A 15,027-nucleotide genomic window follows, 5' to 3' on the forward strand; every position below is an offset into this window, starting at 1 on the left:
AACAGCTCGTTCGGTCTGCAGCGTGGACGACCGACCCGGCCGCGGACGGGCGGGACCGCGTCGAGCGGAGCAGGGGCTGCACTATCCGATCGCTCCCAACGACGGCTGCGCCTGAGTTCAGACGATGCACCGCGCTGGACGGAAGACGCACCGCGCGACGATCCCGCCCCGACGGGGCGGGATCCCGTCACAGCCTGATCACCGACACAGTGTCGGCGAAGAAGTTGGTCACGTAGAGGCGGGTTCCGTCCGGGCTGACCGCCACTCCCCGGGGTGCGCCACCGATCGGGATCGTGCCCACCACTTCCGCTCGCCCGGGATCGATCACCGACACGCTGTCGAAGGGGAAGTGGGCCACGTACACCCGGTCCCCGTCGGGGCTCACCGCCACACCGTACGGGCCTTCGGCGACCGGGACACGGCTGATCAGCGTTCCCCCGGCGATGTCGACGACGGACACCTGGTGGGAGAAGTAGTGGGTCACGTAGAGAGATCGTCCGTCGGGGCTCACCGCCAGGCCGACCGGAAAGTCGAGGCCGGTGAACGTTCCGAAGTCCCCCTTCGCAAACCGGTCGGTGACCAACACCCGGTCTTCGAGAGCCAGCGCCAGATAGACCTGCCTTCCGTCGGGACCGACCGCCACCCCGTACGGCGCATGGTTGAAGCCACTGCCGAACACATCGTCCGGAAGGTTGATCACGATCAGCACCTTGGAGTCCGGAACCGTGACGTGCAGGTGCTGGCCGTCGGGATTGGCCGCCACACCGTACGGACCCTCGTCGACCGCGAAGGTGGCCACCACCTCCCCGCGGGAGAGATCGACCTCCGACACCGAATTCCCCTTGAATTCGGTCACGTACAGACGGGTCCCGTCCGGGCTCACCGCCACGCTGTGCGGGCTCTGCCCGACCGGGATGGTGGTGACCCCTTCCCCGACCGGGGGAGACGTTTCGGTCCGGGGCACCAGCCGGTTCTTCTGCCGGGCCGCTTCGAGAAGGCGCTGCAACGGCGGGTCCATGTGTGCCGCTGCCAGTTCCCGGCTGTCGCGTTCGATGGTCATGATGTGTCCTGCCTGCTGTGGGACGGACGCGCGGCGGTCACAGGCCGCGCAGGAACGGCAGCGAGGGCATGAAGAAGTACTCGCCGCCCTTCATGGTCACGGCCTGCGCGGGGGCGGGGGTCTCCTGAGTCTCGCCGTCTCCCCAGGCTCGCGGCCATGTCTGCGCGGGTCGGCTGCCCTGGCCGATGACCGGGTCGAGCCCGGGCTGGGGAGCGGTGCCGTGCCCGGGGAATCCGGGGTTGTTCGCCCACCGCCGCTGCACGAACTCGAACTGCTGACCAAGCTCGGAGTTGAATGCCATGAACAGCAGGCCGACGCCGGTCTCGGGCTGGTCACCCTCGGTACGTTCCCCGTAGGTCTGTCCCCGCCGCGCCATCAGGTGCAGCCTCTCCTGATCCGGCGGTTCGAAGCCACCGGATCCGCGTGGGTTGGTCTTGCGGATGTGTGCCTGGAACGGGCACTTGTGGGCAGCGCTGTCGCTGGCGTAGGTGAAGTTGTTCATCACCGGCTTCTGCGCTCCGGCCTCCGCCTGCAGCGTGAGCGGGGTGCCGTCCTCGAAACGGCCGACGAGCATCGCACCGGCTCGCTCGCGGTCGTCGTTGTCCAGCTTCAGGGCATTGGCGAGATCTTCCTCGGCCGCCTTGAAGGCTCGCACGTTCTGCTCCAGCTTGCGCAGCACGAAGTAGCTGCCGAAGTCCGTGCCGGGGTCGGGGGCCGCCGGGTCTGCGACCAGTACCCGTCCCAGCGGCAGGAACGGATCCCATACGGAGGTTCCGTCCGTGGTGTCGCGTTCCGCGTCCAGGTCCTCGGTGAGGAACAGCGGCAGGCTGCGCCCGTCGACGTACCCGAAGTGTTCGATCGCGCGCCCTGCGTCATCGTGCTGGGTCTTGCCGGTCTCTTCGGCGAGCACGGTGATCGAACCGGGCAGAAGCGCCTTGACCTCACCGAGTCGGGTGTCGGCAAGGGGGGAATCGGCATCGCCGCCCACCAGGACGATGGCATGGATTTCCTGCTGGTAACCGTGCTCCCACTGCGTGGTATCAGGGTCGCCCAGCTTGGCCCGGGAATCGGGGTCTCGCATTCCGTGCTGGAAGACAGTGTCCGTGGGCGCCGTACTCGTCAGGCCCAGCTTGCCGTAGCCCGCGTGCGTCAGCCCCACACCGACATAGGGGGTGCCCTTCGTACCGTGTTGTTTGAAGGCTTCCGCCTCTTCGAGCGCCGTCTTGGCCGACTTCATGAGCGGGACCAGCCCGGCCAGGAAGGCCCGGGCCGCCGCGGTGCCCTCAGGTCCCTCGGCGAACTGCAGAAGCAGGACGTGCAGACGGTCGCGGACATGACCCTTCAGGATGTTCGGCTGCAGGTTCTGCAGCATGGTGTCGTTGTCGCCGGTGGCGTTCTTCCACGACAGCGGCACTGTGTCATTGAGTTCGACGGGCATGTCAGCCCCCTTTGTCGAGTCCGGGATCCGGCGCCTAGGGAGCGGCCAGCTCAGAACGCTGTGCATGCGTTGCGGCACCTGTTTTCAGTCTGATGCAGGGAGATGCAATATGCGACTTGACCGAGACCCTGGCATGTGTCGGGCGTGCGGTATTGATCACAGGTGACAAATTGAACGGTGAAAATCTCGGTTGACGGGAAAAGTAATTCCCTTGACCGGAATTCCCTGACGGCTTGCGCTGCCTCCGAAGACTGACATGCCGTCACAGAGACGCCACCTGCCCCTGGGCTATGGCCGACTGGCGATGCCTCAGTTCGATTTGCCAGCCATGGTGTGCGGGGTCACGCTGGAGGCATATGAGCCTCCTCGGAAGGACGAACGATGAGGTACGACATGTCGGCCAGGAGTGTCCGTCCGCCCGCCGCACGGCTGGAACCCTTGTGCAAGGAGCGGCGTGCCCCGACGGCGGGGGATGCCGTGGGGGACCGGCGGCGCAGGTGGGTCTCCCCGCAGTTCGCGGACTTCGAGACGCCGCACGAGGTCACGGCGTACGCGGGCCGGAGGTAGCCACCGACCGGTGTCGAGGGGGCCGGCTGGGAGGATCCCGATGGAAAAAACCACGCCGCCGCGCACCCGGCAGGAGTTCGAGGCAGCGCTCGAAGCCCTTTCCGCGCACTACTGGGACAAGCATCCGTTCCATTCACGGCTGCACACCGGCGCGCTCACCCAAGACGAGATGAGACGCTGGATCGCCAACCGGTGGTACTACCAGAAGTGCCTGCCGCAGAAGGACGCCGCCATCCTCGCCAACTGCCCCGACGTAAAGGTGCGGCGCAGATGGGTGGAGCGGATCCACTACCAGGACGGGCGGGACGACACCGGCAGCAGCGGACTGGAGGAGTGGCTGACGCTCGCCACCGCGGCGGGCATGAAGCGGGCCGATGTGCTGGACGAACGGCTCGTCCTCCCCGGTGTCCGCTTCGCCACCGACGCCTATGTCCACTTCGCCCGGGTCCGCCCCTGGACGGAAGCGGTCGCCGCCTCGCTCACGGAGCTGTTCTCGCCCGAGCTGATGCGCACACGTCTGACGGCTCTGCGTGATCACTACCCCTGGATCCACTCCAGCGGCCACCGGTATTTCGACCGCCGGATCGAGGCCGCCTCCAGCGACGCCACCCACGCCCGGGAGCTGGTGCTGGAGAACTGCACCACCCGCGAGCAGCAGGATGCGGCGCTCGCCGCCCTGGAGTTCAAGTGCGGGCTGCTGTGGAGCATGCTCGACGCCCTCGATCGCGCCGGCCATGAGGAGGGCTGATGAACGGCGCACCGGCCCGGTGCTGGCGGCTGCGACGCGGGGTTCGGCTCGGCCACGACCCGGTGCGGCGGACACCAGTGCTGCTGCACCCGGAGGGCGTCCTGCTGCTCAACGAGACGGCGGCCGCGATCCTGCGCGTGTGCCAAGACACCGCCGGCGCGGCCGAGATCGAAGACGTACTGGCGGAACGCTACGACACCGTGGACACCGAGGAGGTCGAGGCGTTCCTGGCCGCGCTCGCCGCGCGCCATCTGCTGGAACCGGTCACGTCGGCGCAGACGTCAGCTCCGGGCGGCGCGGGCCCCGAGTCCGGCAGGCACTGCGGTGGCTGAGGGCGCTCCCCGGCCGCTGGGCCTGCTGGCCGAACTCACCTATCGCTGCGGCCTGCACTGCCCCTACTGCTCGAACCCGCTGTCCCTCGACGCCTATGCCGAGGAACTGACGGCCACTCAATGGTGCGCCGTGCTCGACCAGGCTCGCGCCCTCGGCGTACTGCAGACTCACCTGTCCGGAGGTGAGCCGCTGCTGCGCCGGGACCTGCCCCACCTCGTTGCACACGCACACCGCCTCGGCCTCTACGTCAACCTGATCAGCGCCGGCCAGACGCTCTCGCCGCGCCGGGCGGGGGAGTTGGCCGCCGCGGGCCTTGATCACGTGCAGCTCAGCTTCCAGGACGCCCACCCCGGCGGCGCGGACCTCATCGCCGGCCGGCCCGCCCACCGGCGCAAGCTGGAGGCCGCGGCCGCGGTGAAGCAGGCGGGGCTGGCCCTGACGGTCAACGTCGTACTGCACCGCGCGAACATCGATCACATCGACGCTCTCATCGCCCTGGCGGAACGCGTCGGCGCCGACCGGCTGGAGCTGGCCAACACCCAGTACTACGGCTGGGCGCTGCAAAACCGTGCGGCGTTGCTGCCGACCCGGGCCCAGCTCACCGCCGCCGAGCGAGCGGTGCGCGCGGCCCGGTGCCGTACCGGCTCACGTCTGGACATCGTGTACGTGGTCGCCGACTACTTCGAGGACCTGCCCAAGCCGTGCATGCACGGTTGGGGTAGCCGCCAGCTGACGGTCGCCCCGAACGGTGATGTGCTGCCGTGCCCTGCCGCGGGCCGCATCCCGGGGCTGGGGGTGATGAACATCCGTCAGGCCGACCTGGCGTCCATCTGGTACGACTCGCCGGCCTTCACCCGCTTCCGCGGCACGGACTGGATGCGCGAACCGTGCCGCAGCTGCCCACGCCGGGAGCTGGACCACGGAGGGTGCCGCTGCCAGGCGTTCGAGCTGACCGGGGATCCCGCGGCGACCGACCCCGTCTGCCGTCTGTCGCCGCACCGCCCACTCGTGGACCGGATCGTGGCCGAGGCGGAGACGACCGGGGCAGCCGGCCGGCCAGTGCCCGTGGTGCCGCGAGCGCCCGGGGGCAGACGTCCGAAATGATTCCTGGTCCAGCAGGCGCGTGCCCGCGGCACCGGCGGCCGTCAAGCCAGGACCGAACCAGAAGCGAGGCACAGCATGGTCACCGTGCAGCCAGTCCTCGGCACCACCGACGACACCACCGTCTCGATGAACAACCTGCGCACCGGCTGGGACGCCGACCAGCCGGGCCTGACACCCGAGAAGGTGAGCGCCGCCGACTTCGGGCGGCTGTTCACCACCAGCGTCGACGGCCAGGTCTACGCCCAGCCTCTCGTGGTCGGCACCACCGTGGTCGTCGCCACGGAGACCAACTCCGTCTACGGCATCCACGGCGTCACCGGCGCGATCCAGTGGCACCGCGCGCTCGGCCGGCCCTTCCCCTTCGATGCGGTCCCCGACTGCAAGGACCTCAAACCCACCGTCGGCATCACCAGCACACCGGTCTACGACCCCTCGACCGGCCTGGTCCATCTCACCACCAAGGTCAACGACGGGCCCGACCCCACGCATCCGCACTGGTACCTGCACGCACTCGACCTTGCCACCGGCGCCGACCACCCCGGCTGGCCGGTGACGATACAGGGCGCGCCCGCGAACAACCCGGCGAACTCCTTCGACCCGTACGCCGCCCACCAGCGCCCGGGGCTGCTCCTGCTGGACGGGGAGGTCTTCGCCGGCTTCGGCTCCCACTGCGACCAGGGAACCTACGTCGGCTACGTGGTCGGCGTGCACACCACCACCCGGGCCATCCGGATGTGGGCGACCGAGGACTCCACCAGCGGTGCGGAAGCCGGCGTGTGGATGAGTGGTGGCGGCCTGGTCTCCGACGGTCCCGGCAGGATCTTCTTCTCCACCGGCAACGGCATCTCACCGGCTCCCGGTCCGGGCCACCCCGCCCCCGGTCACCTGGCCGAGTCGGTGGTCCGTCTCGCCACCGCCGGCACGGGGCCCCTCACCGCACAGGACTTCTTCAGCCCCAGCGACGCCGACAACCTCGACGCGATCGACCAGGATCTGGGCTCGGGGGGCCCGGTCGCGCTGCCCTCCCCGCCCTTCACCAGCGCTGACCACCCCCACCTCATGGTCCACATCGGCAAGGACGGCCGGGTGTTCCTCCTGGACCGCGACGACCTCGGCGGTCGCGCTCAAGGCCCCGGCGGGACCGACCACGTGCTCGGTGTCACCGGCCCCTTCAAGGGCGTCTGGGGCCACCCGGCGGTCTGGGGTGGCGGCGGCGGCCACGTCTACGTCGCCGAGAACGACGGCCAGCTACGTGCCTACGCTTTCGGGCTGTCCGACCTCGATCAGCCTGAACTCACCTCCGTGGGGGCCAGCAGCGCCGGCATCGGTCACTACCCGGGCTCACCCGTCGTGACCTCGACGGGCACCGTTCCCGGCTCCGCACTGGTCTGGGTCATCTGCCCCGGCGGACCGCTGGACGACAACTCGCTGTGCACCAACGCGACGCTGCGCGCGTACGACGCCGAGCCGGCAGGCGGCGTCCTTCGGCTGCGCTGGTCCGCGCCGATCGGCAACTCCACCAAGTTCTCCGTGCCTGCCGTCAGCGGTGGCCGCGTCTACGTCGGTACCGGGGACGGCAAGCTGATCGCTTTCGGCCGGCCGTCCGGATCCCCGCTCACCGGCGGCTTCGTCGATCTGGGCAGCGTCGGCGTGGGCAGCAGCGGGCAGGCCACCGCCACCGTGACCGCCTCGGACACGGTGACCGTGACGGCGGTGACCACCGACCCGCCGTTCTCCCTGCCCACGCCGCCTCAGCTGCCGACCACCCTGCCCCCCGCCGAGCAGCTCGCCGTACCGGTGTCCTTCACCCCCACCGGCCCGGGCGGGGCGGTCGGCTCCCTCGGCTTCTCGGTGACCGTCGGTGGAACCGCCGAAACCGTCGGTCTGGGGGTGTTCGGCAACGGCACCAAGCCCGGGTTCAGCGCGTCTCCCTCCGTGGTCAAGTTCGACCTCGCCGACGCGCTGAACGTCGGTGACCGTATGACCCTCGGTGTGCTCATCACCAACACCGGCACCACCGCCGACACGATCAGCACCACCCGTGTACCTGCGGCACCGTTCCACACGGGTGATCCGCCCCAAGCGATCCTGCTGCAGCCGGGCGCGTCCGTCGCTATCGCGGTCACCTACGCCCCCACCGCCCCCAGCCCGCCCGCCGGCGACGCGGACCGTCTCACCATCACCGGCGCCAGTGGGCTGTCGGTCACCGTGCCGCTCCACGGGAGAGCCGTCGTCGGAGACCGGAAAATCTCGGTCACCCCCTTGATCCTGGACTTCGGACAGGTCCCGGTCGGCGGCTCACGCACCCTCGGCTTCCACGTCAAGAACAGCGGCACTCTCACTCTCACCCTCACCCTGGCCAAGGCGCCCACCCCGCCCTTCGACGATCCTCACCCCCTTGCCGAGGGCCAGCAGTTGGGGCCCCAGAGCGACCTCCACCCGGCCGTGGTGTTCGCACCCACCGCCACCGGACCGGCCAAGGGCCAATACACCATCGACAGCGACAGCAAACACCCCAAAGGCAAGCAGATCGTCAACTTCACCGGCACCGGCGTCCAGGGCGGGGCCGTTCCGGGCCCGGCCAAGGACTCCTGGTCCTTCAACGGCAGCGCCGCCCTCTCCGGCGCCGACCTGATGCTCACTCGGGCGGCTCCGAACGAGACCGGATCCGCCCTCCACACCGTGGCGGTGCCCACGGGCAAGCTGCGGGCCGAGTTCACCGTGGAGATCAGCGGCGGCACGGGCGCCGACGGACTCGCCTTCGTCCTGCTCGATCCCACCGCGACGCCGCAAGTGCTGGGCGTGGGAGGCGGTGGCCTGGGGTATTCCGGTCTACCCGGAATCGCCGTCACGCTCGACACACACAAGAACACAAACGATCCCTCCGCGAACTTCCTCGCGATCGCCACCGGCGGCAGCGGCGACGCCCTCACCTACGCCTCCACCGCCACGGGGATCCCGGATCTGCGCACCGGTACCCACGACGTGCAAGTCACTGTGGCCCACGGCCACCTCCAGGTCGACCTGGACCACAAGCGGGTGCTGGACACCCCCCTCACGGTGCCGACACCGGCGCTGGTCGGCTTCACAGCAGCCACGGCCGCACTGACCGACGTCCACCTCGTCCGGAACGTCGCAATCACCTACTGAGCCATGCGAGTTGCTCAGCGGGTGCTCGTCGGCGGCGACGGCGGGCATGGTGCCGGGCGTGGGGAGACGGGCCGCGGGCAGCTCCGGCGGCGAGCGAGAGGCGCCAGGAGCCGCCTTCGGTGACGCGGTAGTCGACGGCAGCGGGCTCGTGCGGCCAGGAGCCCGCCACCAGAGACGCAGGCAGTGCGGTCCGGAGTGGCCGGACGGGTGAACGACCGGGCCGTGAAGCGCCGACCACAGCCGAAGGTGGCAGACATCCAGGCAGGGATTCCGAGAGGAAAGGATCGCGCTGTGCGCCGAGCACTGATCGTCGTCGATGTGCAGAAAGACTTCTGCGAGGGCGGGAGCATCCCGGTGAAGGGCGGCGCCGACCGTGCCCGCGCCATCGCCGAGATGGTCCAGCGCTCCGCCGGCAGCGAGTACGCGCACATCGTCGCCACCCGCGACCACCACATCGATCCGGGGGGCCACTTCTCCGACCACCCGGACTTCCAGAACTCCTTCCCCGTGCACTGTGTCGCCGGCAGCGACGGAAGCGACTTCCACCCCACCTTCGCGTCGACCGCCACCTCCGGGGCCGTAGACGAGGTCTTCTACAAGGGCGCGCACTCCGCCTCGAAGAGCGGCTTCGAAGGCTCGGCCGAGGACGGCACCTCCCTGGCCGACTGGCTTCGCGCACGCGAGGTCAGCGACCTCGACGTCGTCGGTATCGCCACCGACCACTGCGTGAAGGCCACCGCTTTGGACGGAGCGACAGCCGGCTTTGCCGTACGCGTCCTCCTTGACTACACCGCCGGCGTCGCCGCCGACACCACTGACAAGGCCATCGATGAACTGCGCGGGGCGGGCGTCGCACTGACCGGCGAACCCGTCGTCCTTGGCTGATCCCCTTCCGGGGCCGTGGCCAGGCGTGCGAGCACTGCTGTACCCGGGGGCACTGCTCGACGCCGGATCGGCATGGCGCGCGGTCAGCGACCTCAGCACGAGCTTCCCGCGCGCGTAACCGCCCTCGCTGACGCCGCGCGCCTCCGCGATCTCGCCGAGCGCGTGGACCGCGCGGCCGGTGTCGCCACGGCTGAGCGTCACCCCGTGCTCGTGCGTGCCACTGTAGTCGGTGACCGTCACGACGTGCTCCGGGCCGTCGGCGAGCTCGATGAGCTCGGGCAGCGTCCCGCTCCCGGCGACGTCGAGCGCCGCGGCGACGCCGTCGGGCGCGAGTGCGCGAACCCGCTCGACGAGGCCCTCACCGTGGGCGACGGGCTCGGCCCCCAGCGAGCACTCCGGCGGAGGGCTCAGCCCCTCTTTGCGTGACCGATGAAGAGCCGCGCCGACACGGTCGACGGCGGTGTCGACGCGACCCGGTCTTCTCGCCCCGCGTAACCCCTGCACGCGGCTTCGCAGGTCACAGAGGAGGATTGTTCGTCCAGGGGATTGCAGGACGATTTCGGCCGCGTGATGCCGGAACCCGTGAGGGATGCGGGCGCACGCCACGCCACGCCTCGCCTGCGTCGCCGTCACTCGCGCGCCGTCGACTGGACCTCCCGTGGATCGAGAATCGTCCGGCGTAGTGACGGCGGTGGTGAGCATCCCGGGGGCGTTGGGCAGCTGCGGGCCCGGCCAGGACCGAGAAAAGTCACGCACCACTCTTGACGCTCGGCAGGCCGCACGAGTCTCATAGTGCGCTGTTGGATCCCGTTTGTTTCTGATCGATCTCGTGCCTTTGTGGCTGAGCTCCGATGGCCGCTGCTCTCTCCCCCAGGAGTCGTTATGCAGCCTTCCTCCGGTTCCTCTGCTCGCGGCCTCGGCCGCCGCAGCCTGCCGCACGATCTGACCGAGGTCGCGCGCGTCGACGGCGTCTCGATGCGGCGGCAGTGCCGGCAGACCACGCTACGGCTCTGCAAGCCGGCGATGGCGGCCCTGCTGTCGGTCTGGATCATCCTGCCCCTGATCGTGTACTTCGCGCCTCAGGGCTCCACCCGCACTCGAAGGAGCACCATGTTCACCCCACGCTCAAGACGAAGAGTTCTGCCCTCTCTCCTCGGCACGCTGCTCGTCGTGGCCGGCATCCCAGCCGTCACTGTGGCGACGCAGTTACCGGCCCACGCGCTGGACGACGGCCTGGCGCTGACTCCGCCGATGGGCTTCAACAACTGGAACTCCACCCACTGCCGCGACGAGTTCAACGAGTCGATGGTGAAGGGCATCGCCGACCTGTTCGTCGAGAAGGGCCTCAAGGAGACCGGCTACCAGTACGTCAACATCGACGACTGCTGGGCGCTGCCGCAACGCGACGCCGACGGAAAGCTGGTGCCCGACCCCAAGCGTTTTCCGAACGGGATCAAGGCCGTTGCCGACTACGTCCACTCCAAGGGCCTCAAGTTCGGCATCTACACCTCGGCCGGCACGAAGACGTGCAACAGCGCGGGCTTCCCGGGCGGGCTGGATCACGAGGATTCCGACGCCCAGCAGTTCGCCGACTGGGGCGTGGACTACCTCAAGTACGACAACTGCAACAACCAGGGCGTGGACGCCAAGGAGCGCTACAGCAAGATGCGCGACGCCCTGAAGAAGACGGGCCGCCGCATCGTCTTCAGCATCTGCGAATGGGGGGAGAACAAGCCCTGGGAGTGGGCCAAGGACGTCGGCCACCTGTGGCGGACGACGGCCGACATCAGCGACAGCTGGAACTCGATGCTGTCCAACGCGAAGCAGAACCTGCCGCTCGCCCCGTACGCCGGACCTGGGCACTGGAACGACCCGGACATGCTGGAAGTGGGCAACGGCGGCATGACGGACACCGAGTACCGTGCCCACTTCTCCTTGTGGTCGATCATGGCGGCGCCCCTGCTGATCGGCTCCGACCTGCGCAACGCCACCCCCGCGACCTTCACGATTCTCCGCAACAAGGACGTCATCGCGGTCGACCAGGACCCGCTGGGCCGACAGGGCCGACTGGTGTCCTCTTCGGGCGGGATGTACGTCATCGCCAAGCCGCTGTCGAACGGGGACGTCGCCGTCGTCCTGTTCAACGAGAACAGCAGTAGGGCGACCGTATCGACCACGGCTTCCGCGGCGGGAGCTGCGGCCTCGTCCTCGTACCGGCTGACGAACCTGTGGTCCAAGACCGTCACATCGACGAGCGGGACGATCCAGGCCTCGGTACCGGGGCACGGCGCCGTGATGTACCGGTTGGCGGCAGGCTCCGGCACGAGTGCCGGCTCCACGGGCGACCTGGTCGGCGCGTCCTCCGACCGCTGTCTGGACGTCGAGGGCGGCCAGACGGTCCCCGGCACCAAGGTGGAGATCTGGGACTGCAACAACGGCAGCAACCAGCGCTGGACCCCGACCGCGGCCGGCGAACTACGTGTCTACGACGGCACCCAGTGCCTGGACGCCGACCACAACCAGACCACACCAGGCACCAAGGTCCAGCTGTATCCGTGCAACGGTGGCGCCAACCAGAAGTGGCTCCTGAATCCCGACGGCACCATCACCGGTGTCCAGTCCGGCATCTGCCTCGATGTGACCCACGGTGACGTACCCGACGGCAACCGCAACGGCACCCAGGTCCAGCTGTGGACCTGCAACGGCGGCGCCAACCAGCAGTGGGCCCTGCGCCGCTGACCCTGACCCACCTGTCGGCCCGACGCCCCTCTCCCACGGGACGGCCGGTCCTCCCCAACTCCTCACCGTCCAGGGCCTCCTCGGCACGGCGCACCAGGACGGACTCACGCCGGCCGAGCGACGGGAGGTGTTCTCCGGCACCGCGGCGCGCACGTACGGCCTCCACCTGCCCTGACGTCTCACTCAGCCATGCGGCCGCGGATCCGGCTCATCCCAAGCTCCCCCCACCCCCTGACCGGCCACACCCGCGCGCGAACTCGCGGTGTGCCGCCACCCGGTGGTGCATCGACCGGAAATCGCCCCCTCAGGAAGGACGATCCTGATGCATACCAGAACGCATCCACATCCCGCCCGCATACGGGAGCGACGTCTGCGGACTGCGGCCCTCGCCGTCGTCGCGCTGTGCCTGGCGCTGGTCACGGGCATGACGCCCGCCCGCGCCCACGCCGCGACCGCAACCACCTCGATCACCGTCGACGGGAATTCGCCCGGCCGTACCTTCGACGGCGTCGGAGCCATCAGCGGTGGCGGCGGCAACTCCCGTCTTCTCATCGACTACCCCGAGCCGCAGCGCAGCCAGATCCTCGACTACCTCTTCAAGCCCGGCTACGGCGCTTCCCTGCAGATTCTCAAGGTGGAGATCGGCGGTGACACCAACTCCACCGACGGTGCCGAGTCCAGCATCGAGCACTCACCCGGCAACATCGACTGCAACGCCGGCAACGGCTACGAGTGGTGGCTGATGCAACAGGCCAAACTGCGCAACCCGAAGATCAAGCTGTACGCCCTCGCGTGGGGCGCCCCGGGCTTCCTCGGCGGCCACAACTTCTGGTCCACCAGCTCACCGTCGACCGTGGACTACCTGATGAGCTGGCTCGACTGCGCCAAGCAGAACAACTTCACCATCGACTACCTCGGCGGCTGGAACGAGAGGTACGACAGCGGACAGAGCCCCGCCTGGTACGAGGCCCTGCACGCTGCCCTCGCGAAGAAGGGCTATCCCACGAAGATCGTGGGCGCCGACAACGACTGGGCGATCGCCGACGACATCGTGAGCCGGCCCGCGCTGGCGTCGTCCGTGGACATCATCGGCGCGCACTACACCTGCGGCTACCGATCCGATCAGAAGAACTGCTCCAGCTCGGGCAACGCACAAGCGTCGGGTAAGCAGCTGTGGTCGAGCGAGAACGGCTCGGACGACGCGGACGCCGGCGCCACGGCGATGGCCCGTGGCATCAACCGCGGATACCTGGACGCCAAGACGACCGCCTACATCAACTGGCCACTCGTCGCCTCGATCACCCCCAACCTCGACTACAACGGAGTGGGCCTGATCCAGGCCAACCAGCCCTGGTCCGGGGCGTACAACGTCGGCCGCAGCGCGTGGGTCATGGCTCAGACCAGCCAGTTCACCTCCCCGGGGTGGAAGTACCTGGACACCGCAGGCGGTTATGTCGGCGGCGACCGGGCCAACGGCAGCTACGTCAGCTACGCGGCCCCGGACAAATCGGCCTGGAGTACGGTCGTCGAGACCATGGATGCCACCGCCGACCAGACCGTCACCCTGAAGGTCGCCGGCGGTCTGCCCGGCGGCACCCTGCACGTGTGGACCACGGACCTGACCACCGACCACCCGAGCATGGTGGCCGCACCGGACCTGACGGCCTCCGGCGGAACCTACCAGCTCACCGTGCAGCCCAAGCACGTCTATACCGTCACCACCACGACCGGGCAGGCGCCCGGCACCGCCACGGGCCCGCAGCGCTCGCTGTTCAAGCTTCCCTACGCCGACTCCTTCGCCGGCTACGCCACGGGCAGCGAGGCGAAGTACCTCGCCGCCATGAACGGCGCCTTCGAGGCGGTGCCCTGCGGCGGCGGACGCGGCGGCCAGTGCCTGCGCCAGATGACCACCACCTCACCGATCCAGTGGACCGGCGAATCCAAGAACCAGCCCTACACGACGATGGGCGACGTCAACTGGTCCGACTACACCGTCTCCACGGATGTCCTTCTGGAGCAGTCCAGAGGCGGAGCCGACCTGCTGGGCCGCGTCGGCTGGCAGAACAAGAACAACAACGGTCTCAACGCCTACCACCTGACCCTGGACACCGCGGGCAACTGGTCACTGCAGAAGACCGACCAGTCATGGAACTTCACCACACTCAAGGACGCGAGCGGCAAGGACGCCGGCGGCAAGCTCGCCACCGCACCGGGCACCAACACCTGGCACAAGCTCTCGCTCACCTTCCAGGGCAGCACCATCATCGCGAAGATCGACGGCACCCAGGTCGCCGACGTCCCCGACAACAGCTACGGCGCCGGACAGGTCGGGCTCGGCACCGTGTGGGACTCCACCAGCCACGGCTACTACGGGGTCCAGTACTCCAACCTGTCCATCACGCCCGGCACGGCACCGAACCTGAACGGGACGTACACCCTCGTCAACGCCAGGAGTCACATGCTGCTCGACGCCTACGGCGAGGGCACCACGGACGGGACGCCGATCATCCAGTACCCGGCCACCCACGGCACGAACCAGCAGTGGACGCTGACCGCCAATGCCGACGGCTACTACACCATCACCGGCGTCGGCAGCACCAAGGCCCTGGACGTCGACAAAGGCACCACGTTGCCCGGAACCCAGCTCCAGCTGTGGAAACCCAACGGCGGCACCAACCAGCAATGGGCCATCACCCCCTCGGACAACGGCACCTACACCATCGAATCCCGCAACAGCGGCCACCTGGTCGATGTCTCCGGCGCCTCAACGACCGAGAAGGCCCCGGTCATCCAATGGAACCCGAACGGAGGCACCAACCAGCAGTGGCAACTGGTGAAGGCCGGGTGACCGGGCAACAGTGACGGCCCGCCAACCGCCGGGTTCCCCACCCCGCAGCGGAAACAGGGAACTCGGCGGTTGGCGCGGCCCCGCTCCCCAACCCGAGTGCGACGCCACGCGCCGAAGAACGTGCCGGCCTCTGCGAGAAGACGTGTAAGCCCCTT

Annotated in this window: 10 protein-coding genes and 1 pseudogene; 8 read left to right on the top strand and 3 right to left on the bottom strand. The window is 68.9% G+C overall.

Translation table 11 applies throughout. From position 1 onward, the window contains the following. Positions 1–187 precede the first annotated feature (187 nt). Both BFF78_RS37895 and BFF78_RS37900 read right to left on the bottom strand, forming a co-directional pair. On the bottom strand, positions 188–1,060 hold the full coding sequence (locus BFF78_RS37895) for a YncE family protein (protein ID WP_069782572.1): 873 nt from the start codon (positions 1,058–1,060) through the stop codon (positions 188–190). A 37-nt stretch (positions 1,061–1,097) separates the two neighbouring features. Beyond that, positions 1,098–2,498: a Dyp-type peroxidase gene (locus BFF78_RS37900; RefSeq protein WP_069782573.1), complete on the bottom strand. Its 1,401-nt coding sequence runs from the start codon at positions 2,496–2,498 to the stop codon at positions 1,098–1,100. Positions 2,499–2,879: 381 nt separating this feature from the next. On the opposite strand from BFF78_RS37900, the gene BFF78_RS48700 reads away from it, so the two are divergent. The 6 genes from BFF78_RS48700 (at position 2,880) to BFF78_RS37930 (ending at position 9,285) form a co-directional block, all read left to right on the top strand. Beyond that, positions 2,880–3,065: a hypothetical protein gene (locus BFF78_RS48700; RefSeq protein ID WP_069782574.1), complete on the top strand. Its 186-nt coding sequence runs from the start codon at positions 2,880–2,882 to the stop codon at positions 3,063–3,065. Between the two features lie 40 nt (positions 3,066–3,105). Further along, positions 3,106–3,813 (top strand): pyrroloquinoline-quinone synthase PqqC, encoded by a 708-nt coding sequence (gene pqqC, locus BFF78_RS37910; RefSeq protein WP_069782575.1) that lies wholly within the window; start codon positions 3,106–3,108, stop codon positions 3,811–3,813. Beyond that, the gene (pqqD, locus tag BFF78_RS37915; protein WP_069782576.1) at positions 3,813–4,145 is read left to right on the top strand and encodes a pyrroloquinoline quinone biosynthesis peptide chaperone PqqD; all 333 of its coding nucleotides are present in this window, start codon (positions 3,813–3,815) and stop codon (positions 4,143–4,145) included. The genes pqqC and pqqD overlap by 1 nt, the downstream gene beginning before the upstream one ends. Beyond that, positions 4,138–5,250 (top strand): pyrroloquinoline quinone biosynthesis protein PqqE, encoded by a 1,113-nt coding sequence (pqqE, locus tag BFF78_RS37920; RefSeq protein WP_069782577.1) that lies wholly within the window; start codon positions 4,138–4,140, stop codon positions 5,248–5,250. The genes pqqD and pqqE overlap by 8 nt, the downstream gene beginning before the upstream one ends. 84 nt (positions 5,251–5,334) lie before the next feature. Next, a complete protein-coding gene (locus BFF78_RS37925; protein ID WP_159033126.1) occupies positions 5,335–8,400 on the top strand; it encodes a choice-of-anchor D domain-containing protein in 3,066 nt (1,021 codons plus the stop codon). A gap of 291 nt (positions 8,401–8,691) precedes the next feature. Next, positions 8,692–9,285: an isochorismatase family protein gene (locus tag BFF78_RS37930; RefSeq protein WP_069782579.1), complete on the top strand. Its 594-nt coding sequence runs from the start codon at positions 8,692–8,694 to the stop codon at positions 9,283–9,285. A gap of 93 nt (positions 9,286–9,378) precedes the next feature. On the opposite strand, the pseudogene BFF78_RS50295 reads toward BFF78_RS37930, so the two are convergent. Beyond that, positions 9,379–9,675: pseudogene (locus tag BFF78_RS50295) on the bottom strand (NADP-dependent oxidoreductase); the annotation flags it as partial. A 720-nt stretch (positions 9,676–10,395) separates the two neighbouring features. On the opposite strand from BFF78_RS50295, the gene BFF78_RS37940 reads away from it, so the two are divergent. Both BFF78_RS37940 and BFF78_RS37945 read left to right on the top strand, forming a co-directional pair. Beyond that, positions 10,396–12,024, top strand: a complete 1,629-nt coding sequence (locus tag BFF78_RS37940) for a glycoside hydrolase family 27 protein (protein WP_069784072.1) — start codon at positions 10,396–10,398, stop codon at positions 12,022–12,024. A gap of 322 nt (positions 12,025–12,346) precedes the next feature. Then, complete coding sequence (locus tag BFF78_RS37945; protein ID WP_069782581.1) at positions 12,347–14,872, top strand: RICIN domain-containing protein; 2,526 nt, start codon at positions 12,347–12,349, stop codon at positions 14,870–14,872. The last annotated feature ends 155 nt before the right edge of the window (positions 14,873–15,027 follow it).

The organism is Streptomyces fodineus, from assembly GCF_001735805.1.
GTDB classification, from domain to species: domain Bacteria; phylum Actinomycetota; class Actinomycetes; order Streptomycetales; family Streptomycetaceae; genus Streptomyces; species Streptomyces fodineus.

Coding starts and splice junctions, on each gene's coding strand:
- BFF78_RS37895 (WP_069782572.1), bottom strand. CDS start 1,060: ATGACCATCGAACGCGACAGCCGGGAACTGGCAGCGGCACACATGGAC.
- BFF78_RS37900 (WP_069782573.1), bottom strand. CDS start 2,498: ATGCCCGTCGAACTCAATGACACAGTGCCGCTGTCGTGGAAGAACGCC.
- BFF78_RS48700 (WP_069782574.1), top strand. CDS start 2,880: ATGAGGTACGACATGTCGGCCAGGAGTGTCCGTCCGCCCGCCGCACGG.
- pqqC (WP_069782575.1), top strand. CDS start 3,106: ATGGAAAAAACCACGCCGCCGCGCACCCGGCAGGAGTTCGAGGCAGCG.
- pqqD (WP_069782576.1), top strand. CDS start 3,813: ATGAACGGCGCACCGGCCCGGTGCTGGCGGCTGCGACGCGGGGTTCGG.
- BFF78_RS37940 (WP_069784072.1), top strand. CDS start 10,396: ATGTTCACCCCACGCTCAAGACGAAGAGTTCTGCCCTCTCTCCTCGGC.
- BFF78_RS37945 (WP_069782581.1), top strand. CDS start 12,347: ATGCATACCAGAACGCATCCACATCCCGCCCGCATACGGGAGCGACGT.